This window comes from Acidimicrobiia bacterium (assembly GCA_040880805.1).
Lineage (GTDB): Bacteria > Actinomycetota > Acidimicrobiia > IMCC26256 > DASPTH01 > DASPTH01.
Map to the genome: position 1 here is coordinate 8,247 of JBBDHW010000001.1, position 18,132 is coordinate 26,378.

The 18,132-nt window shown below is 69.3% G+C and carries 25 protein-coding genes; 7 read left to right on the forward strand and 18 right to left on the reverse strand.

What is annotated here, in order from left to right; translation table 11 throughout:
• From WD271_00040 to WD271_00060, 5 genes are all read right to left on the reverse strand, one after another.
• A partial coding sequence (locus WD271_00040; GenBank protein ID MEX1006215.1) for a PQQ-binding-like beta-propeller repeat protein occupies nt 1–311 on the reverse strand: 311 nt, incomplete at its 3' end.
• On the reverse strand, nt 308–2,140 hold the full coding sequence (locus WD271_00045) for a peptidoglycan DD-metalloendopeptidase family protein (GenBank protein ID MEX1006216.1): 1,833 nt from the start codon (nt 2,138–2,140) through the stop codon (nt 308–310). The genes WD271_00040 and WD271_00045, both read right to left, overlap by 4 nt.
• Before the next feature lie 135 nt (nt 2,141–2,275).
• The gene (whiG, locus tag WD271_00050) at nt 2,276–3,073 is read right to left on the reverse strand and encodes an RNA polymerase sigma factor WhiG (GenBank protein MEX1006217.1); all 798 of its coding nucleotides are present in this window, start codon (nt 3,071–3,073) and stop codon (nt 2,276–2,278) included.
• On the reverse strand, nt 3,066–4,004 hold the full coding sequence (locus tag WD271_00055) for a tyrosine-type recombinase/integrase (GenBank protein ID MEX1006218.1): 939 nt from the start codon (nt 4,002–4,004) through the stop codon (nt 3,066–3,068). The genes whiG and WD271_00055 overlap by 8 nt, the downstream gene beginning before the upstream one ends.
• A gap of 86 nt (nt 4,005–4,090) precedes the next feature.
• Nucleotides 4,091–4,393: a hypothetical protein gene (locus WD271_00060; protein MEX1006219.1), complete on the reverse strand. Its 303-nt coding sequence runs from the start codon at nt 4,391–4,393 to the stop codon at nt 4,091–4,093.
• 151 nt (nt 4,394–4,544) lie between these two features.
• Between WD271_00060 and WD271_00065 the strand changes: the two genes are divergently transcribed.
• The 5 genes from WD271_00065 (at nt 4,545) to WD271_00085 (ending at nt 8,419) form a co-directional block, all read left to right on the forward strand.
• The gene (locus tag WD271_00065; GenBank protein MEX1006220.1) at nt 4,545–6,050 is read left to right on the forward strand and encodes a YifB family Mg chelatase-like AAA ATPase; all 1,506 of its coding nucleotides are present in this window, start codon (nt 4,545–4,547) and stop codon (nt 6,048–6,050) included.
• On the forward strand, nt 6,047–7,186 hold the full coding sequence (locus WD271_00070; GenBank protein ID MEX1006221.1) for a DNA-processing protein DprA: 1,140 nt from the start codon (nt 6,047–6,049) through the stop codon (nt 7,184–7,186). The genes WD271_00065 and WD271_00070 overlap by 4 nt, the downstream gene beginning before the upstream one ends.
• A 135-nt stretch (nt 7,187–7,321) precedes the next feature.
• Nucleotides 7,322–7,528, forward strand: coding sequence for a hypothetical protein (locus WD271_00075; GenBank protein MEX1006222.1), 207 nt, complete (start codon nt 7,322–7,324; stop codon nt 7,526–7,528).
• Between the two features lie 64 nt (nt 7,529–7,592).
• The gene (locus WD271_00080; protein ID MEX1006223.1) at nt 7,593–7,973 is read left to right on the forward strand and encodes a metalloregulator ArsR/SmtB family transcription factor; all 381 of its coding nucleotides are present in this window, start codon (nt 7,593–7,595) and stop codon (nt 7,971–7,973) included.
• Nucleotides 7,970–8,419, forward strand: a complete 450-nt coding sequence (locus WD271_00085) for an SRPBCC domain-containing protein (GenBank protein ID MEX1006224.1) — start codon at nt 7,970–7,972, stop codon at nt 8,417–8,419. The genes WD271_00080 and WD271_00085 overlap by 4 nt, the downstream gene beginning before the upstream one ends.
• On the opposite strand, the gene WD271_00090 is transcribed toward WD271_00085, so the two are convergent.
• The 12 genes from WD271_00090 to WD271_00145 all read right to left on the reverse strand — a co-directional run bounded on the left by WD271_00090 (nt 8,416) and on the right by WD271_00145 (nt 15,613).
• On the reverse strand, nt 8,416–8,778 hold the full coding sequence (locus tag WD271_00090) for a YraN family protein (GenBank protein ID MEX1006225.1): 363 nt from the start codon (nt 8,776–8,778) through the stop codon (nt 8,416–8,418). The two genes, WD271_00085 and WD271_00090, sit on opposite strands and share 4 nt — an antisense overlap.
• A gap of 1 nt (nt 8,779) precedes the next feature.
• Nucleotides 8,780–9,070 carry a DUF2469 domain-containing protein gene (locus WD271_00095; GenBank protein ID MEX1006226.1) on the reverse strand — a complete coding sequence of 97 codons (291 nt, stop codon included), beginning with the start codon at nt 9,068–9,070 and terminating at the stop codon, nt 8,780–8,782.
• Nucleotides 9,071–9,132: 62 nt separating this feature from the next.
• Nucleotides 9,133–9,474 carry a 50S ribosomal protein L19 gene (gene rplS, locus WD271_00100; protein ID MEX1006227.1) on the reverse strand — a complete coding sequence of 114 codons (342 nt, stop codon included), beginning with the start codon at nt 9,472–9,474 and terminating at the stop codon, nt 9,133–9,135.
• Nucleotides 9,475–9,508: 34 nt separating this feature from the next.
• A complete protein-coding gene (gene trmD, locus WD271_00105; GenBank protein MEX1006228.1) occupies nt 9,509–10,258 on the reverse strand; it encodes a tRNA (guanosine(37)-N1)-methyltransferase TrmD in 750 nt (249 codons plus the stop codon).
• Nucleotides 10,258–10,746 (reverse strand): ribosome maturation factor RimM, encoded by a 489-nt coding sequence (gene rimM / locus WD271_00110; protein ID MEX1006229.1) that lies wholly within the window; start codon nt 10,744–10,746, stop codon nt 10,258–10,260. Before rimM ends, trmD begins: the two co-directional genes overlap by 1 nt.
• Before the next feature lie 2 nt (nt 10,747–10,748).
• The gene (locus WD271_00115) at nt 10,749–11,090 is read right to left on the reverse strand and encodes a KH domain-containing protein (GenBank protein MEX1006230.1); all 342 of its coding nucleotides are present in this window, start codon (nt 11,088–11,090) and stop codon (nt 10,749–10,751) included.
• Entirely contained in the window at nt 11,087–11,596 is a 510-nt protein-coding gene (gene rpsP, locus WD271_00120) for a 30S ribosomal protein S16 (protein MEX1006231.1), read from the reverse strand. Before rpsP ends, WD271_00115 begins: the two co-directional genes overlap by 4 nt.
• 138 nt (nt 11,597–11,734) lie before the next feature.
• A complete protein-coding gene (gene ffh / locus WD271_00125; GenBank protein ID MEX1006232.1) occupies nt 11,735–13,048 on the reverse strand; it encodes a signal recognition particle protein in 1,314 nt (437 codons plus the stop codon).
• 11 nt (nt 13,049–13,059) lie between these two features.
• Complete coding sequence (gene ftsY, locus WD271_00130; protein ID MEX1006233.1) at nt 13,060–14,148, reverse strand: signal recognition particle-docking protein FtsY; 1,089 nt, start codon at nt 14,146–14,148, stop codon at nt 13,060–13,062.
• A gap of 104 nt (nt 14,149–14,252) precedes the next feature.
• Entirely contained in the window at nt 14,253–14,615 is a 363-nt protein-coding gene (locus WD271_00135; GenBank protein MEX1006234.1) for a DUF5615 family PIN-like protein, read from the reverse strand.
• Between the two features lie 6 nt (nt 14,616–14,621).
• Complete coding sequence (locus WD271_00140) at nt 14,622–15,044, reverse strand: hypothetical protein (GenBank protein ID MEX1006235.1); 423 nt, start codon at nt 15,042–15,044, stop codon at nt 14,622–14,624.
• 65 nt (nt 15,045–15,109) lie between these two features.
• Complete coding sequence (locus tag WD271_00145; GenBank protein ID MEX1006236.1) at nt 15,110–15,613, reverse strand: GNAT family N-acetyltransferase; 504 nt, start codon at nt 15,611–15,613, stop codon at nt 15,110–15,112.
• Nucleotides 15,614–15,667: 54 nt separating this feature from the next.
• Here WD271_00145 and WD271_00150 point away from each other — a divergent pair, with 54 nt between their 5' ends.
• Together WD271_00150 and WD271_00155 are read left to right on the forward strand one after the other, a co-directional pair.
• A complete protein-coding gene (locus WD271_00150) occupies nt 15,668–16,855 on the forward strand; it encodes a glycosyl hydrolase (protein MEX1006237.1) in 1,188 nt (395 codons plus the stop codon).
• Nucleotides 16,852–17,112 (forward strand): MoaD/ThiS family protein, encoded by a 261-nt coding sequence (locus WD271_00155; GenBank protein MEX1006238.1) that lies wholly within the window; start codon nt 16,852–16,854, stop codon nt 17,110–17,112. The genes WD271_00150 and WD271_00155 overlap by 4 nt, the downstream gene beginning before the upstream one ends.
• A 13-nt stretch (nt 17,113–17,125) precedes the next feature.
• Here WD271_00155 and WD271_00160 read toward each other — a convergent pair whose 3' ends face one another.
• Nucleotides 17,126–18,106, reverse strand: a complete 981-nt coding sequence (locus WD271_00160; protein ID MEX1006239.1) for a mechanosensitive ion channel family protein — start codon at nt 18,104–18,106, stop codon at nt 17,126–17,128.
• Nucleotides 18,107–18,132 lie beyond the last annotated feature (26 nt).

Sequence of the window (18,132 nt, forward strand, 5' to 3'; positions counted from 1 at the left end):
CCCCCCCCCCCCCCCCCGCGCCCGGTGGCACCGACCAACACGAGGTCACGGTCGGTCGCGGGTGCTCCCTCGGACACGCCGTCGACCTTCGTCTGCCATCGCGTGCTCCCCCGCGCGTCGAGCGCACGGACGTGGCCGGAGTCGATCGTGACCACCGCGCCGTCGGCGTCGGCGGTGAGCGCGAGCGGACCGCCGGGCAGATTGCTCGACCAGATCGGCTGTGACAGCGCGTCGGGCGCAGCGCGCGCGGGCGTGGGGAGCGCGAGCACAACGGCCATCGCGAACGCGAAGACGAGCGTACGTGTCTTCATCGGGTTCCTCCTCCGAGTGCTGCGCCCGCGACGTCGCCGAACCCGTGCGAGGCGCGACTGATCAGCACCGGTGCGATCGCGCCGCGCAACGCGGTGCCGAGCCCCACGCATGGCGGTGCGCGTCCTTCCAAGGCCGCGCGCACCGCGCGCAGCGCGTTCGGGTCTTGCACGATCGCGCTGTGCTCGCCCGGACTGTTGACCGCGACCGTTGTTTCGGTCGCGCCCCGCAACGAGATGTTGGTGGCGGGAACGACGAGATCCTCGGTGGCGCCGATCGAGGTGTAGTCGACGTGCTCGGGCACGCCGCCGCGCTGGACACCGCGGATCAGCGACGAGTGCTCCGACAGCTGCCGGACCGAGACCGCGTTCGGAGGCGGGAGCGACCCGAAGCGGTGACCGACTTCGTCGAGCACCCACTTCCCGGCGCTCGACGAGCGCACCTGCGAACCGGCGGTGGCGAGCGGCGCACCCTCGTGCGGGGAGGAGAGGGTGATCACGGTGCCGATCGGCGGCAGCGTCGGGTCGGCGGCCCGGTACACCTTGTGAAGGAAGACGTCGACCACCACGCCGCCCTGCGAGTGCGCGATGAGATCGACCTCGCGTCCCGGCTGCTCGCGTTGCATGGCGCGCAATTGGTCGGCGAGCCTCCGAGCAGCCGTCAGGAGGCTCCCGCGGGTCGCGCCGGCGTCGTACGGGCCGCCGTCCTGCGCGTAGGAGTAGAAGCGCACCTCGCCTTCGCCGCGGTGGTAGCCGAGTGCCGCGACGTCGAGCGCGACCGTGGGCCCGCGATCCCCCGCCTGTCCCGAGCTGTTGATCCCGGCGAGGACCATCACGCGATGCGCCGAACCGCCGGTTCCGTCGGCAGGGGCCGCGTAGTCGGTGCAATCCGTGGTAACGGTGTCGGCGAAACGGCGGCCTATCTCGACGATGTCGAGCGCGAGCATCCCGATCGGCGTGCGGGCCAACCCCGACGCGACCGTCGCGGGGAGCGCGCGCAGCATGGCGATCGTGTCGTGGAGCGGACCTCGCAACCCGTCGAGCACGTCGCTCGCGGTCCCGGCGGCGGCATGGAGGGCGCGCAACCCGGCGTCGACGGCAACGCCTGCGCGATCGCCGAGCCAGTCGCCGACGTCGCAGGCCGCATCCACCACGGCCCCGACGACCGGGACGTCGGGACCGCAGCCGTCGCCGTCGGCCTCGTCAGCTGCGCTCGAACCCGCGACGGGCTGACCCGGGCTCGGCAGGTGGAGCGACGCCTGGAGCTCTCGGCGCTCGTCGGCCGAGGTCCACGGCGCTTCGTGCGGATCTCCGGCGGGGACGAGGCGCACGAGCTTCGTGAGGTCGTCGGGCCGGAACAGCACCATCGGGTCGACATAGGTCTCGCCGGTGCGCAGCCCGAAGTGGAGCACGCTGGCGTCGTGGTCCGACCCGGCACCGCCCGTGGTGCCGACGACATCGCCGCGCGCAGCGGCTTGTCCCTCGCGCACGCCGATCGTCTGCAGGAACGAGTACGAGGTGCGGAGGTTGCCGTCGTGAGCGACCGTCACGTGCAACGTGCCGGCGACCGAACCGGCGAAGCTCACGACGCCGTCGTTGGCGGCGTGCACAGGCGTTCCGGGGGCAGCCGCGAAGTCGACCCCGCGGTGACCCGGCCCGTAGATCGAGCTCGGTTGTTGGAACGGGCGAACGACCGCGCCGTCGACCGGCCGCTGCCACGCGCCGGCGGGTTGCGCGGGCTCACCCGCGCGCGCCGGTACCCCGCTGACGGTGACGCTGACGAAGATCGCACACGCGCCGATGCACGCGAGGCGTCGCACTGAGGATTCCATCGGCTACCCCGTGGTCGGAAAAACGACACGACACGGGGAAGAGCCGGGAAAGAGGAGCAGGAGAAGTGCGCCGATCGTACCGACGCGTTACGCGGTTGCCAAGGGGCAATTTCCCTCGGGCGTGATCTCAGCGGATCAGTAGTGGACCGGGCCGGCTTCGCGTTCGGGTTCGGAGAGACGGCCGCGCAGCTGCAGGATCGCCTTCGTGTGGATCTGACACACACGGCTCTCCGTGACGCCGAGGATCCCGCCGATCTCCGCGAGCGTGAGCCCCTCGTAGTAGTAGAGGGTGAGGACGAGACGCTCACGATCGGGCATGCGGTTGATCGCGTCGGCGAGGAGATGCTTCATCTCGTCGGTCTCGAACGCCTCGACCGGGTCGTGCGCACGGTCGGCGATGGTGTCGCCGAGGGTCGCGGAGCCGCTGCGGTCGCTCGAGCTCGCGGCCAAGAGGTCGTCGAGCGCGACGAGGCCGGTGAACGAGATCTGCGACAGCGTTTGCGCGAGCTCGTCGCTGCTCATCTCCAGCTCGGCAGCGACCTCGCCGTCATCGGGACTGCGCCGCAGCTCGTTCTCGAGCTTGGAGTAGGCACGCTCGATCGCGCGTGCCTTCGCGCGTACCGAACGCGGCACCCAGTCGATCGAGCGGAGCTCGTCGATGATCGCGCCTTTGATGCGCGAGATCGCGTACGTCTCGAACTTGAAGCCGCGTCCGGGGTCGAACTTGTCGATCGCGTCGATGAGCCCGAAGATGCCGTAGCTCACGAGGTCTGACTGCTCGATGTTCTGCGGCAGACCGGCGGCGACGCGGCCGGCGACGAACTTCACCAGCGGCGAGTAGTGGAGGATCAGACGCTCGCGCGCGTCGAGCGTGCCTCCGGCCTTGTACTCGTCCCAGAGTTCGTTGATGGCAGCTGCAGCGTCGTCAGGCACGGGGGTGGGTTGCCTCGTAGACAGCCCGCAGGCGGTCGCGGGTCACGTGGGTGTAGATCTGCGTGGTCGCCAGATCGGCGTGACCGAGCAACTCCTGCACGGCTCGCAGATCAGCCCCTCCTTCGAGCAGGTGCGTAGCGTACGCGTGACGCAACGCGTGCGGGTGGAGGGTTCGACCGTCGGGGAGAGGGTAGCGGTCGAGCACGCGCCGCGTGTCACGAGGAGTGAGCGCGCGACCGCGCAGGTTGAGGAACACGACGTCGTCGGGTGTATCGGATGTCACAAGTGCTCCCCGTCCGCCCTCGAGCCACGCACGGAGCGCGTCGACGGCGGGCTCGCCGATCGGCACCCGTCGCACCTTTGATCCCTTGCCGAGCACCGTGAGCAACCCACGGCGAAGATCGCAGTCGTCGAAGCGGAGGCCGCAGCACTCCGAGACGCGGAGGCCGGCGCCGTAGAGCACCTCGAGGATCGCGAGGTCGCGCAGCATGACGGCGTGCTCGCCCGGATCTTGCTCGACCAGATCCAGTTCGTGTGCGGCGTCGAGCAGCGAGTTCGCCTGGTCGATACGCGGGACGCGCGGCAGGCGCGACACGCCCTTCGGAGCGCGGAGCGTCGCGCCGGGGTCGTGGTCGATCACTCCGTGTCGACGCAGGTACCTCAGGTACGAACGGATCGCTGCGGCCTTGCGGGCAATCGACGGGCGCGCGAACCCGCGGGTATCGAGGTACGCGAGGTAGCGGCGCAGCGTGCGACGGTCGATGTCCGTGGGCGCGAGCTCACCACGCGCGCACCACTCGACGAACTCGGCGACGTCGTGTGTGTACGCGTCGCGCGTGTGGTTGCTGACACCCGTGAGCGACGACGCGAAGCCATCGGCCCGCCACGTCGCAGACCGGCTCACCTCAGATCGGCTCACGGGCTTGCTCACCCGCACACCCTCACCCGCACACCCTTTCGGGGCCGGGCCCGTCCCCAACTTGTCTGAAAGGAAACGTTAGCCCGCTCAGGGGTGGGCTACGCGCGAGTGGCCTCGAAGGTCGCGTCGCCGAACGTGCCGAGCTTCACGTTGCCGGAGATCTTGTCGCCGTCGACGGTGGCCGAGAACTCGAGCGTGATCGGCATCGGCTGCGTGAGCGCGGCCTTCCACGTGAGATTGGCGCCGTCGACGGTGCCGTCGGTGATCTCCATCGGCTCGGGCGCGGCTGCGGCCGACATCGTCCCTGTGAGCATGGCGCCGTCTTCCTTCAGGTCGAGCGTGCCCGCCTGCGCCCCCATCGGGGTGTTCATCGACATCTCCCACTTACCGTCGGCGCTCATGCGATCCTCCCGGTTGCTGCTGCAGAGCGCGTCAGCATGCCATGCGCTGGTCGTAGCTGTCATACCCCGGCGCGAGGATCTTCCTGGCTTCCTCGCACAACTTCCCTCGGCTGTTCATTCGTTCAAGAGGCCAGTTGGTGAGGAGGTTGCCGTGCTCGCCGCGGTTCGGAGTGCCACGCTCGTCGGGGTCGACGGGCAACCGGTCACGGTCGAGGTCCACGTCTCGGCGGGACTGCCCGCGTACCACATAGTGGGGCTCCCCGATACGGCGGTGCGCGAGTCGCGTGAACGCGTGCGCGCCGCGCTGCTGTCGTCGGACCTCGCGTTCCCGATGCAACGCATCACGGTGAACCTCGCTCCCGGCGACGTCCGCAAGTCGGGCTCCGGGCTCGAGCTCGCGGTCGCGCTCGGTCTGCTCGCCGCCGCCGACGAGCTACCCGCCGGTGTGCTCGACGGTGTCGCCGTGCTCGGCGAGCTCGGTCTCGACGGCTCCGTGCGCGCGGTCCCCGGAACGCTCGCGCTCGTCGACGCTCTCGCTCGCCGGGGAACAACCACGGTCGTCGTGCCGCTGGCCAACGCGGCAGAGGCGGCACTCGTGCGCGACGTCCAGGTGCGAGCGGCGCGCATGCTCGCCGAGCTCCGCGCGTGCTTGAAAGGTGAGGAGTCGTGGCCGTCGTGGGAGGATCTCGTGCCGTCGACGGTCGAAGACGAGGCGTCCGACGACGAACCGGTCGACCTGCGCGAGGTGCGCGGGCTCGCGTTCGCGCGACGTGCGCTGGAGGTCGCGGCCGCGGGCGCGCACCACCTGCTGTTCGTCGGCCCGCCGGGCACGGGCAAGACAATGTTGGCGCGCCGTCTCGCCACCGTGCTGCCGCCACTCGAGCACAACGAGGCGCTCGAGGTCACCCGCATCCACTCGGCCGCAGGAGTTGCGGTCGGCGGTCGCCTCATCACTGCTCGCCCGTTCCGCGCGCCGCATCACACCGCATCCACCGCGGCGCTCGTCGGTGGTGGGAGCGGCAGGCCGCGGCCCGGTGAAGTCACCCTCGCGCACCGCGGTCTGCTTTTTCTCGACGAGCTCGGCGAGTTCGCTCCCACCGCACTCGATGCGCTCCGGCAGCCACTCGAGGAACGCGTCGTGCGCATCTCACGCCAGCACGCGTCGCTCACGTTCCCCGCGTCGTTCCAGCTCGTCGCGTGTTCGAACCCGTGCCCGTGCGGGTTGGGTGCGCCAAACTGCCGGTGCAGCGAGATGCAGCGTGCCCGATATCGCCGTCGGCTGAGCGCGCCGTTCCTCGATCGCTTCGATCTCCGCGTGCGAGTCACTGCGCCCGAGTCCCGCGACCAGCCGGGCGAGTCGTCGCACTCAGTCGCAGAACGCGTCCTGGCCGCGGTCGACCGTCAGCGGGCCCGTTACGCCGACTGGCCCTGGGCGCAGAACGCGTACGTCCCTGCAGGCGTCGTCGACCGGCTGTTGCCGCTCGGTCCGGAGGCCGACCACGCGTGGCGCGGACTCATCGAGGAGCGCGTGCTCACCGGCCGAGGTGCGGCGCGTATCCGCCGGGTCGCGCGCACCCTCGCCGACCTCGACGATTCGCCCGAGATCACCGCAGCCCATCTCGAGAGCGCGGCGCTGCTGCGGAGCGACGCGCCATGACCACCGGCCCTCCGTCTGGCCCTCCTGCCGCCCCTCTCGATCCGGTCGAGCTGTCGGCCGCGATCCTCGCGTGCCTCCCCGACATGACCCCCGCCCGGATGCGCTCGCTCTTCGCTCGCTGGGGCGGCCCGGTCGGCGCCTTGTCCGCGGTTCGGCGCGGGCTCGCGGCCGGTGTGCTCTGCCGGCACGTGCAGGCCGAAGACATTCCCGCGCGCGTCGCGCTCGCGCGGCTCTGGCAGGAGGTCGCGGGCACCGACCGCGTCCCCGAGACACTCGTGCAGCGCGGCACGCGTGTCTTCGTCGCCGGTCGCGCCGGATACCCGATTGGCGACGACGAGCCGGACCGCCCCGAGGTGCTGCTCGCGGAAGGCGAGCTGCCGTCGGCGCTCGAGGGTCCTCGGGTCGCGGTGGTCGGCACGCGCGCGGCAACACCGCACGGCTTGGCCGACGCACACGAGGTGGGTGCGGCGCTCGGCGAAGCGGGTGTCACGGTGGTGAGCGGGCTCGCCATCGGCATCGGCGCCGCCGCGCACCAGGGCGCGCTCGACGCGGGAGGCCGCGCGATCGGCGTCGTCGCCACCGGGCTCGACATCGTGTACCCGCGGCGGCATACGGCCTTGTTCGGCGGTGTCCGGCGTGCAGGGCTGATCATGAGCGAGCTCGGCTACGGCGTACAGCCACGGCCGGGCGCGTTTCCCGTCCGGAACCGGATCATCGCGTTGCTCGCCGACGTCGTCGTCGTGGTCGAGGCAACGTTGCGCGGCGGCGCCCGCATCACGGCCGAGCGCGCGCTCGAGTACGGGCGTCCGGTGCTCGCGATGCCGGGCTCGCGGCGCAACCCCGCGGCCGCGGGCACCAACTCGCTCATCGCCGACGGCGCGCATCCGCTGCTCGAACCGTCCGACGTGTTGCTCGCCCTCGGGCTCACACCAGGGTCACGACGCGCGCAACAGCCAGGGCCGGCCCGCGGGAGCCCCGCTGCGAGCGTGCTCGCGGCGTGCGGCGGCGAACCGGCCACGTTCGATCAGCTCACGAGCCGCACCGGTCTCGGGCCCGACCAGGTCGCGGTCGCAGTGCGCGAGCTCGAACGCGGAGGCTGGATGGAACGCGCGCAAGGCCTCTGCTGGCCCAAGTGAAGGCCGGACCGGACGCTACGGTGATCGCATGGGGCTGAACCCGTTTCGCGCGCGTGCGAAGCGCGGCACCGACGTGCTGGTCGTCGCAATCGCGCTCGTCGTCGTGGCGGTGCTGGTGTTCTGGGCGATGTTCGGATGACCCACGACGCACACGACGAGCTCGAGATCGCGCACGTCCAGCCGTACCAGGCGGTGAAGACCTACCGCTGCCCGGGATGCGACCACGATATCCCGCCGGGCATCGGCCACGAGGTCGTGATGCCGCGCGACACGCCGCACGAGCGACGCCACTGGCACACCGGATGCTGGCGGCGCGCCGAGCATCAACGGTCGCGCCCCTGACCGGCAGCTCGGCGGGCCCGCTTCTCAACTTGACAGTTGATCAATATACTGGTTGAATACAGCGATGCCGACCGCCACCGACGACGATCTCGACATCGATCTCGACATGATGTTCGCCGCGCTGTCCGACCGCACGCGACGCGCGATCGTCGCCCGCCTTGCCGAGGGCGATCGCACTGTCAACGAACTGGCGGAGCCGTTCGCGATCAGCTTGCAGGCTGTTTCCAAGCACATCCACGTGCTCGAGCACGCCGGACTGGTCTCGCGCCGGCGGGAGCAGCAGCGTCGGCCGTGCCATCTCGAAGTCAACCGGCTGGCCCCTGCCGCGGACTGGATCTCGCGGTACCGAGAGATCTGGGCCGACCGGTTCGACAAGTTGGACGCACACCTGGAACGTCTCACATCACCATCAGCACCCAGATCAACGGAAGGGCCACGAGCATGAACGACGACACCCAGACCCTCGGCGAACTGAACATCACCCGCGTCTTCGACGCGCCGCGCGACCTGGTGTTCCGCTGCATGATCGAACCCGAGCACCTCACCCACTTCTGGGGTCCCGTCGGAGTGAGCACCCCGATCGACAACATCACGATCGACCCGCGGCCTGGTGGCGTGTTCGAGACCATCATGGTCAACGACGCCGACGGGGTCGAGTACCCGAGTCGAGGTGTGTTCGTCGAGATCCTCGAACCGGAACGACTGGTGTGGAGCGAGCCAGATGTCGGCATGACCACCACCACAACCTTCGTACAACTCGACGACGGTCGTACCGAGGTGCACATCCACCAGACGAACGTGCCCGAGATGTACCTGGCCCCAGAGGCGAAAGCCGGCTTCGAGAGCAGCCTCGATCGCTTCGCGGCGTACCTCGCGACGATCGACGCCTAGAACGCAGCCTCGAGCACGTCGATCACCGGCTGCTTGCCCGGCTCGGCGAGCACCGAAGCGACGTCGAAGCGCAGCTCGGGCGCACGGTGCTCCGGGTGCTCGGCGAGCCAGCGCAGGGCGAGCGTGCGCAATCGACGCTGCTTGGCGAGCGTGACAGCTTCGAACGGTGCGCCGAACGCGACGCCGCGCCGCGTCTTCACTTCGCAGAACACCACTGCTCCGTCGCTCGCGAGCACGAGGTCGAGCTCTCCTTCACGGCAGCGCCAGTTGCGGTCGAGCAGGCCATATCCCGCGTTCGCGTACCAGCGAGCGGCGAGCTCTTCGCCGGCCACCCCCAGGGATCGGCGGCGGTCGACCACCTCAGACGTCCTTGGCGGTTTCCTCGATGTTCACGTCTTTGAACGTGACCACGCGCACGTTGACGACGAATCGCGCCGGGCGGTACATGTCCCACACCCACGCGTCGCTCAACTCGAGCTCGAAGTAGGTCTGGCCGCCCTCGGTGCGGGCGCTGAGCTTCACCGAGTTGGTGAGGTAGAAGCGCCGCTCGGTCTCGACGACGTACGCGAACATCGGCAGGACGTCGCGATACTCCTTGTAGAGCTGGAGCTCGATCTCCGTCTCGTACCGCTCGAGGTCCTCGGCGCTCACTCGACTCCCTTTCCGCGATCCGCAGTGTACGACCGGGCCCGAGGAGTGCGGTAGGCCTCCGCTTACCGCTTTTCCTTGACCTTCGCGGCCCGGCCGACGCGATCGCGGAGGTAGTAGAGCTTGGCGCGTCGCACGTCGCCGCGCGTCACGACCTCGATCTTCGAAATGATCGGCGAGTGCACCGGGAAGGTGCGCTCGACCCCGACGCCGAAGCTCACCTTGCGAACCGTGAAGGTCTCGCGGACAGCACTGCCCTTCCGGCGGATGACGACGCCCTGGAACAACTGGGTGCGCTCGCGATTGCCTTCGACCACGCGGACGTGCACCTTCAAAGTGTCACCGGGGGCGAACTCGGGGATGTCGCTGCGCAGGCGGGCGCGGTCGACGAGGTCGGTGGCGTTCATGGGAGAGGGCTCCGTCGTCGGGGGAAAATAGAGATTAGCCGAGGGAGGTCGTGGGCCCCGAGCCGCCATCGTCGCGGAACTCGCGCAGGAGCGCTTGTTCCTCTTCGGTGAGATGACGGCCGCCGAGGAGATCGGGACGCCGGTCGAGCGTTCGCAGAAGCGCCTGTGCCCGCCGCCACCGGGCGATGCGGGCATGATCGCCGGTGCGGAGCACTTCGGGGACCTCGTGGCCCCGGAAGTCGGCCGGCCGCGTGTACTGCGGGTACTCGAGCAGACCGTCGGCGAACGATTCGTCGATGCCCGACTCCTCGTTGCCCATCACTCCGGGCATCAGTCGGGCAACCGCGTCGATCACCACGAGCGCGGCCGCCTCGCCACCGGCCAACACGTAGTCGCCGACCGACAACTCGCCGTCGCACAAGTGATCGGCCACCCGCTGATCGACTCCCTCGTAGCGACCGCAGAGCAGCGAGAAGCCATTACCGGACGCGAGCCCGCGCGCCGTGGCCTGGTCGAAGGGTGCGCCCGCGGCGGACAGGAGAAACAGAGGACGCGGGGCACCACTCGCTTCGAACGCCGCGAACAGCGGTTCGGGCGACATGACCATTCCTGCCCCCCCACCGAAGGGTGCGTCGTCCACGCTGCGGTGATTGTCCGTCGTGAACTCGCGCGGGTCGTGCAGTCGCACGTCGAGCAATCCGGCGTCGTGGGCGCGACCGAGGAGCGACGTTCGCAGCGGACTTTCGAAGTATTCGGGAAAGATCGTGAAGATATCGATGCGCATCACAACTCGAATATGCCGTCGGGTGGATCGACAATCACCACGCCGTCGCGCCGCTCGACGACGAACACCATCGGCACCAGCGCGTCACTGTCGAGCACGAGAAGATCGTGCGCGGGGTTCGCCTCCAGACCGACGACGCGGCCGAGCGCGCGGCCTTGTGTGTCGACAACGGGTGAGCCGATGAGCTCGTGCACCCAGAACTCGCCGTCGTCGAGCTTCGCGGTTGCGTCGAGTGGTGCGGCAGTGAGCAGCACACCGCTCAACGCTTCGGCCGCGCTGCGGTCGTCGACCCCCTCGAACTGCACCAGCCACTTGTCCTGGTGCTTTCGCGCGGTCACGATCACGAGCACGCGGTCGCCGGCACGGAGCACGGCACCGGGCGCGGCGCGCTCGGGTCGGTTGCTGACGAACGTCACGCTGACCTCACCCCGGAGCCCGTGCGCGCGACCGATGCGTCCGACTTCGAGCTCGCCCGGCGCGGGCGCCACGGTCACTCCGCGATGTCGACGTTGGCCTTGACGCCGTCGGCGCTGCCTGCGGCACGCACGAGCTGGCGCAAAGCCTGGATCACGCGACCGCGACGGCCGATGAGACGGCCCATGTCGGCGGGGTTGGCGTGCACGAGCAACGCGACCTCACCGCCGCGCCGTTCCTCGACCTCGACCTCGATCGCGTCGGGATCGTCGGCGAGGTTCCGGGTGACGTGCTCGACGACTGCCAGCGCACGAGCACCCACGATGCGGTTGCCCTCGGCGCCGACTTCGTCCTCGTAGTCGTCGTTGTCGTCCTCGTAGTCGTCGTCGAGGTCGTCGTCGAGGTCGTCGTCGCTCACGTGGCGTCCCCTGTGTTCTCAGCCGGCGCGGCTTCGCCCGGCTCGTCTGCAACGGGCGTGTCAGCCTCGGGCGCGGCTTCGACCGCGGCGTCCTCGACCGGTGCAGCGGCGGGTGCCGGTACAGCCGCGGCCTTTTCCTCGGGGGCCGTTTCCTTGGGCGGCGCTTCCTTCGGCTTCTTCACGCCGGGCGCCACCTTGCCGGTGACGTAGCCGCGGCGCGCGAGCTTCGTGGTCGCGGGCTTGCTGCGCTCGGACTCGTACTGCGCCCACACGCCGGTGACCGCGAGCAGCTTCTGCACCTGCTCGGTTGGCTGGGCGCCCTTGCGCAGCCAGGCGAGCGCGGATTCGGCGTCGATCTCGACCGCGGAAGGCTCCTGCCGCGGCGCGTACTGCCCGATGATCTCGATGAACCGGCCATCGCGAGGCGAGCGCGCATCGGCCACGACCACGCGGTACGTGGGTTGCTTCTTCTTCCCTACCCGCATCAGGCGGATCTTCACGGCCACGAACAGCGTTCCTCTCGTCGGGGTCGCACAGCACTGAAGTCGGGAGCGCCGGTGCGGTGCGCCAGCGTATCCGATCGAGCAGGAGCGAACGGCTACGAGCCGGGTACCCCGGCTCGTAGTGAGCGACCAATGGTCTGGTCAGAGGTCGCCGACGGGCAGCTTGGGCATCTTGCCCTTCGCGACGCCGCGCATCATCTGTTGCACCAGCTTGAACTGTTTCAACAGGCCGTTGACGTCTTGGGTGGTGACGCCACTCCCCTGCGCGATCCGGAGCCGCCGGGATCCGTTGACGAGCGACGGGTCACGACGTTCAGCCGGGGTCATCGAGCAGATGATCGCCTCGACGCGCGCGATCTCGCCGTCGTCGATCTCGGCATCGCGCAGTTCCTTCGGCATACCCGGGAGCATCCCGAGGATGTTCTGTATCGGGCCCATCTTCTTGACCTGGCGCATCTGGTCGAGAAAGTCCTCGAGCGTGAGCTGCCCCTTGCGCAACTTCTGCTCGGCCTTCGCCATCTCCTCCTGGTCGAAGGTTGCCTCGGCTTTCTCGATGAGCGTGAGCACGTCGCCCATGCCGAGGATCCGGCTCGCCATCCGGTCGGGATGGAACGGTTCGAAGTCGTCGAGCTTCTCGCCGGTACCGGCGAAGAGGATCGGCTTGCCGACGACCTCCTTCACCGACAGCGCCGCGCCGCCACGCGCGTCGCCGTCGATCTTCGTGAGCACCACTCCCGTGAGACCGACCGCTTCGTCGAACTCCGTGGCGACGTTGACGGCTTCCTGCCCGGTCATCGCGTCGACCACCAGCAGCGTGTCGTTCGGGTGGACCACGTCGCGTAACCCGCGCAACTCGTCCATGAGCTCGGTGTCGATTTGGAGGCGGCCGGCGGTGTCGACGATGACGACGTCACGCCCGAGCCGTGCGGCCTCCTCGAGGCTCGCGCGCGCGACCGCAACCGGATCCGTGGGCTCGGAGTAGACCGGAACCCCGACCCGCTCGCCGAGCACGCGGAGCTGCTCGACGGCAGCCGGACGTTGCAGGTCGGCGCCGACGAGGAGCGGGCGGCGGCCCTGCGTCACGAGGTGCTTGGCGAGCTTGGCCGACGCGGTGGTCTTCCCTGAGCCCTGGAGGCCCGCCATGATCACGACGCTCGGCGGTTTCGATGCAACGGTGAGCTTGCCGGTAGTGCCGCCGAGGGTCGCGACCAACTCCTCGCTGACGATCTTGATCACCTGCTGCGCGGGGCTCAGGCTCTTCGAGACCTCGGCACCCCGCGCACGCTCCTTGACGCGCGCGATGAAGTTGCGCGCAACGCCGACGTTGACGTCGGCCTCGAGCAGCGCGACCCGGAGCTCCCGCGCGACCTCGTCGATCTCCTTGTCGGTGAGGAGGCCGCGGCTCCGCAGCTTCTTGAAGATGCCTTCGAACCGGTCGGCGAGTGCATCGAACATGCGAGAAGAATCTATTCGAGCAGCGCGTCGACGAAACCCTCGGGCTCGAACGCCAGGAGGTCGGCTGCGGACTCGCCGACGCCGACGAGCTTCACCGGGATTCCGAGCTCGGCTTCGATCGCGAGGACGATCCCACCCTTCGCGGTGCCGTCGAGCTTCGTGAGCACCACGCCGGTCACGTCGACCGCGTCCGCGAACTCGCGCGCCTGGGCGAGACCGTTCTGGCCCGTGGTCGCGTCGAGGACGAGGAGCACTTCCTTGAGCGCCCCGGGCGTGCGCTCCACGATGCGGCGCAGCTTCTCGAGCTCGTTCATGAGGTTGACCTTGGTGTGCAGCCGGCCGGCGGTGTCGACGAGCACGAGATCGGCGCCCCGGCTCGTGGCTGCGCTCATCGCGTCGAACACGACCGAACCCGGATCGGCACCTTGCTGGCCCCGCACCAGCTCGGCGCCGACCCGTCCGGCCCACTGCTCGAGCTGCTCGGCCGCCGCGGCACGGAAGGTGTCGGCAGCGGCGAGCACGATGCGGTGACCTTCCGCGGTCTCGCGCTGCGCGACCTTGGCGATGGTGGTGGTCTTCCCCACGCCGTTCACGCCGACGAACATCCACACGTTCGGTTCTCCCGCGCTCGCGGTGAGGTTCCGGTCGCCGGTCGCGTCGAGGAGCGCGACGAGCTCGGCGTGCAGCGCGCCGACCAGCGCGTCGGCGTCGGCGATCTTCTCGCGACGTGCGCGCTCGCGCAGGGCGTCGAGCAAGCGCGTCGTGGTGGGGAGTCCGACGTCGGCGAGGAGGAGCGTCTCCTCGAGCTCGTCCCAGGTGTCGTCGTCGACGGCGCCTCGGCCGCGCACCGCCGCGATCGACCGGACGAACGCCGCCCGCGTCTTTCCGAGACGGTCGCGCAGGCGCGGCGGTTCCCCCGCTTCCCCGACCTCGAGGAGCGCTTCCACCTCGGGAGCAGCCTCGACCTCGATCGGCGGCGGGGTTGCCGGGGGTGGAGAGATCTCGCCGCGACGCTGCGCGCGGCGCGACAAGCCGAGGCCGAGCGCGACCAGCGCGCCCGCGAGCACGAAGATGAGGACGACGACGAGCAGCGGTGACATGACCGAACCTTTTCGGCGGGGCCGCGGAATCCTAGGAGCGAGCGGAGGCGAGCGACCCATCACAGTGGTATGACCGATACCGCGACACCGGTGGTTTTGACCGCTCAGTCACCGCGGGCGACGAAGACTGTGTAGTCGCGCCACTCCTTCGGATCGGGGCGGTCGGCGAGCGTCCGTTGGATGACCCGGACGATGGTGCCGAACTCGCTGTGGTCGATCCCCACGACGATCGCGCAACCGGCGTGCGGTCGTCCTTCCTCGGCCCAGCGTCGCACGATGTTGGGGAAGTCGGCGACGTTGAAGGTCACCAGGAGGCGTTCGTCGGCGGTCGCGAGTGCGAGCAGATCCTCGTCGGTCATACCGTCGAGGTCCCGTTCCTCGTCCGCGGCTTGGACGTCGTGCCCTTCTTTGCGCAGAGCCCGGGCGACGCGACGCCCCGAGACGTGGGCGTCGAGGAACAGACGCACTCGGGATCAGCGGGTGGGGACGGGCGCGACGCCGATGGTCGGGAAGGCAGTTCGCAGCTGCTCGAGTGACTGTCGGTTGCGTCCGATGGCGTCGTCGATCTCCGCGGGGAACCGCTCGTGGTAGGCGAGGGCCAGGCGGATCTGGCGCTCGGAGAGGTCGGTCTTGGCGGCCATGCGCTCAACTGAGCCGAAGTGCTGGTACGCGCCGACGATCTCCCACACGTCGAGGGCCGTGCCGATCACCCACGCCCGACGCTCCCAGTCAACGCCGCGGAACGTGATACCGGGGAACAGGCGGGTCTTCAACGCTTCGGCAGCCAACGCCTCGACCACGGCCCCCTTGCTGCGGTGGGTGCGCTTGGCTTCCTCGCTGACCAGCGCCTCCACCAGAGGAGAGAGCCTGAGGCTAAAGGGCTCGGACTTCGGCATGCTGCTTATCGTAGCACGATAGATACACTGTACTACATACAAGGCGCCTGGCGCTCATCGCCTGACTACGAGCGAACGACCGGCGGAATGACCTCGAACCGCAGCTCGGTCCCGGGGAACGCCGAGGCCGCTGCCTTCGGTCGCGACTCCACGACACCGGCAGCCAGCGCGGCCGCGACCCCGGGCCAGAACGCCACCGCTTCGGAGTTCGCGGTGTCGAACTGCAGCATCCACCGACCAGGGTGGCGACGGAACATCGCGCCCGCGGCGCGCCGGCCAACGCCCCGGCGCCGGTGGTGCCGCACCACGAAGAACTCGGACACGGCCCGCACCTCGGCATCGAGCGCGCTGGTCATCGTGAAGCCCGCGAGGTTGCCACGGTGCCGGATGAAACACGCCTCCCGGTGAGGTTCGTCGAAGTATCGGTCGAGATACCGGTACGGGATCATGCCGCTCTCGTCGAGCTCGTAGCCGCGGATCGAGGCGAAGTCGTACCGGTAGAGCTGCACGAGTCGCCCGAGCACCGGCTTGTCATCGTGCGCGACCGGAACGAGCTCGACGTCATCCATCTGACAATCCTTGCCCGTGGAGCCGGGGAGCGTCGTCCGATAGGGTCGGCACCCATGACGGTCGCGCCGGGGCCCGACTGGGAGCACGTCGACGGATCTGGCGCGGCGAAATGCGGCGACGGGCCGCTCCTGCTCGTCGGCACGCGCAAGGGTCTCTGGCTGCTGTCGTCAGACCGTGACCGGCGCGCGTGGTCGATGCGCGGACCGATGTTCCTCGGTCACATCATCCAGCACGCGGTCCTCGATCGGCGCGACCGCCGCACCCTCCTCGTTGCCGCGAGCACGGGCCACCTCGGGCCCACGATGTTCCGTTCCGCGGATCTCGGCCAGACATGGACCGAGGTGAGCAAGCCGCCCGCGTTCGCCAAAGGCGATCGGCTCGACCGGAGCGTGCGACGAGTGTTCTGGCTGTCGGAGGCGCACGCCGACGAGCCGGGCGCTTGGTACGCGGGCGCTACACCGCAGGGGCTCTTCCGCTCCGACGACGGCGGCGACACCTGGTCGCCCGTCACCGGTTTCAACGACCATCCGATGTGGTCGACGTGGGCGGAGTGGCCGGACGAGGGAACGCCCGACGGCTCGATGCTGCATTCGGTCATCGTCGATCCCCGCGACGCCGCGCACCTCTATATCGCGTTGTCGGGGGGCGGCGTGTTCGAAACCGTCGACGCCGGCAACGACTGGCGACCGTTGAACGAGGGGTGCCGCGCCGACTTCATGCCCGACCCCTACCCCGAGTTCGGCCACGACCCGCACTGCATGCGCATGCACCCGCTCGCGCCCGACCGCCTCTACCAGGAGAACCACTGCGGCATCTACCGCATGGAGCGCGACGAAGGTCGGTGGGTTCGCATCGGCGACAACATGCCGCGTGACGTCGGCGACATCGGCTTTCCCATCGAGCTCCACCCTCGCGACCCCGACACCGCGTGGGTGTTCCCGATGGACGGGACCGACGTGTGGCCGCGTACCAGTCCCGACGGACGCCCCGCGGTGTACGTGACGCGCGACGCAGGCGCGTCGTGGACGCGCGGCGACGACGGACTGCCCGCGCGCGCGTGGTTCACCGTCAAACGGCAGGCGATGACGGTCGATCACGACGATCCGGTGGGTGTGTACTTCGGAACGACGAGCGGCGAGATCTGGGGCAGCATCGACGAGGGTGCGAGCTGGACCTGCATCGTTCGGCACCTGCCCGAGATCTTCACCGTCGAGCCGGCGGAGCCAGTCGAACGACGGTGAAGATCAGGATCCCGACGCCGCTGCGGTCGTACACCGATCAGCACGCGAACGTCGAGGCCGACGGGGCGACGATCGACGAGCTCCTGACCGACCTCGACCGAAGGCATCCCGGTATCCGCTTCCGCATCGTCGACGAGCAGGGGCGGCTGCGCAAGCACATGAAGGTGTTCCTGAACGAGGAATCGGTTCGCGACCTCACCACACCGATCTCGCCGTCCGACGACGTCGTGATCATGCAAGCGCTGTCAGGCGGCTGACCGCTCGGCGCCTCTACACCGACGGAACCGAGATGCCCGCCTCGTCGAGGGCGAGCTTGATGCGCGCCCGGAGCGCACGCGCCACGCGCGCCTGTTCTTGGGGCTGCGTGCGCACAACGACGCGGATCACGACGCGCTCGGGTGACAGGGACTCGATACCGAGAACTTCGGGTTCGGCGAGGATGGAGCCTCCGTACTCGTCGTCACTTCGCAGCGCGTCCGCCGCACCCTTGATGACGTCGGTCGCCGCGTCGATGTCGGCGTCGTACCCGATGCCCACATCGACGAGCGCGCGCGCCCACTGCTGTGACCGGTTGCCCACACGGTGGATCTCGCCGTTCGGCACGTGCCACACCACACCTTCGAGGTCGCGGAGGCGCGTCGTACGGAGACTCAATGCCTCGACGGTGCCGGTCGCGAGCCCGACGTCGATCACGTCACCGACGCCGTATTGGTCCTCGACGAGCATGAACAGCCCCGTGATGAAGTCACGAACGAGCGCCTGCGCGCCGAAGCCGAGCGCGATCCCGGCGATCCCCGCGCCGGCGAGCAGCGGCGCGAGGTTCACGCCGAGTTCCTCGAGGATCGTGAGCACCGCGATCGACCAGATGAGAATCGCGGCGATGCTGCGCATGACGCCACCGATGGTCGCGGCACGCCGCTCGCTGCGCTCGGGCGTCATGCGATCGGTGTCGACGATCGAGATGCCCGCTCGCAGAGTGGCCAGCCGTTCGACGCCTCCGCCCAGATGCCGCACGAAGCGGTTGATGATCCCGCGTGAGATCCGCACCACGATCCACGCGACGAGGAGGACGAACAGGATCCGGATCGGCTTGGAGAGCGCGTCGGCGACTTCGGCCGCCGTCGAGTCGCCCGTGATCCGGTAGACGGTCGAGCACATCCACGACCGATCGGCCTTGGGACCGCACGCCGCAACCAACCCGGGGTCGTTCGCGCCGCTGGCGAGGACGAGTGCAGCGGCCGTCGGGACCATCACGACCGAACTGTTCGGGATCGGGC

Coding starts and splice junctions, on each gene's coding strand:
- WD271_00045 (MEX1006216.1), bottom strand. CDS start 2,140: ATGGAATCCTCAGTGCGACGCCTCGCGTGCATCGGCGCGTGTGCGATC.
- WD271_00060 (MEX1006219.1), bottom strand. CDS start 4,393: ATGAGCGCCGACGGTAAGTGGGAGATGTCGATGAACACCCCGATGGGG.
- WD271_00070 (MEX1006221.1), top strand. CDS start 6,047: ATGACCACCGGCCCTCCGTCTGGCCCTCCTGCCGCCCCTCTCGATCCG.
- WD271_00075 (MEX1006222.1), top strand. CDS start 7,322: ATGACCCACGACGCACACGACGAGCTCGAGATCGCGCACGTCCAGCCG.
- WD271_00080 (MEX1006223.1), top strand. CDS start 7,593: ATGCCGACCGCCACCGACGACGATCTCGACATCGATCTCGACATGATG.
- WD271_00085 (MEX1006224.1), top strand. CDS start 7,970: ATGAACGACGACACCCAGACCCTCGGCGAACTGAACATCACCCGCGTC.
- rplS (MEX1006227.1), bottom strand. CDS start 9,474: ATGAACGCCACCGACCTCGTCGACCGCGCCCGCCTGCGCAGCGACATC.
- trmD (MEX1006228.1), bottom strand. CDS start 10,258: ATGCGCATCGATATCTTCACGATCTTTCCCGAATACTTCGAAAGTCCG.
- ffh (MEX1006232.1), bottom strand. CDS start 13,048: ATGTTCGATGCACTCGCCGACCGGTTCGAAGGCATCTTCAAGAAGCTG.
- ftsY (MEX1006233.1), bottom strand. CDS start 14,148: ATGTCACCGCTGCTCGTCGTCGTCCTCATCTTCGTGCTCGCGGGCGCG.
- WD271_00140 (MEX1006235.1), bottom strand. CDS start 15,044: ATGCCGAAGTCCGAGCCCTTTAGCCTCAGGCTCTCTCCTCTGGTGGAG.
- WD271_00145 (MEX1006236.1), bottom strand. CDS start 15,613: ATGGATGACGTCGAGCTCGTTCCGGTCGCGCACGATGACAAGCCGGTG.
- WD271_00150 (MEX1006237.1), top strand. CDS start 15,668: ATGACGGTCGCGCCGGGGCCCGACTGGGAGCACGTCGACGGATCTGGC.
- WD271_00160 (MEX1006239.1), bottom strand. CDS start 18,106: ATGGTCCCGACGGCCGCTGCACTCGTCCTCGCCAGCGGCGCGAACGAC.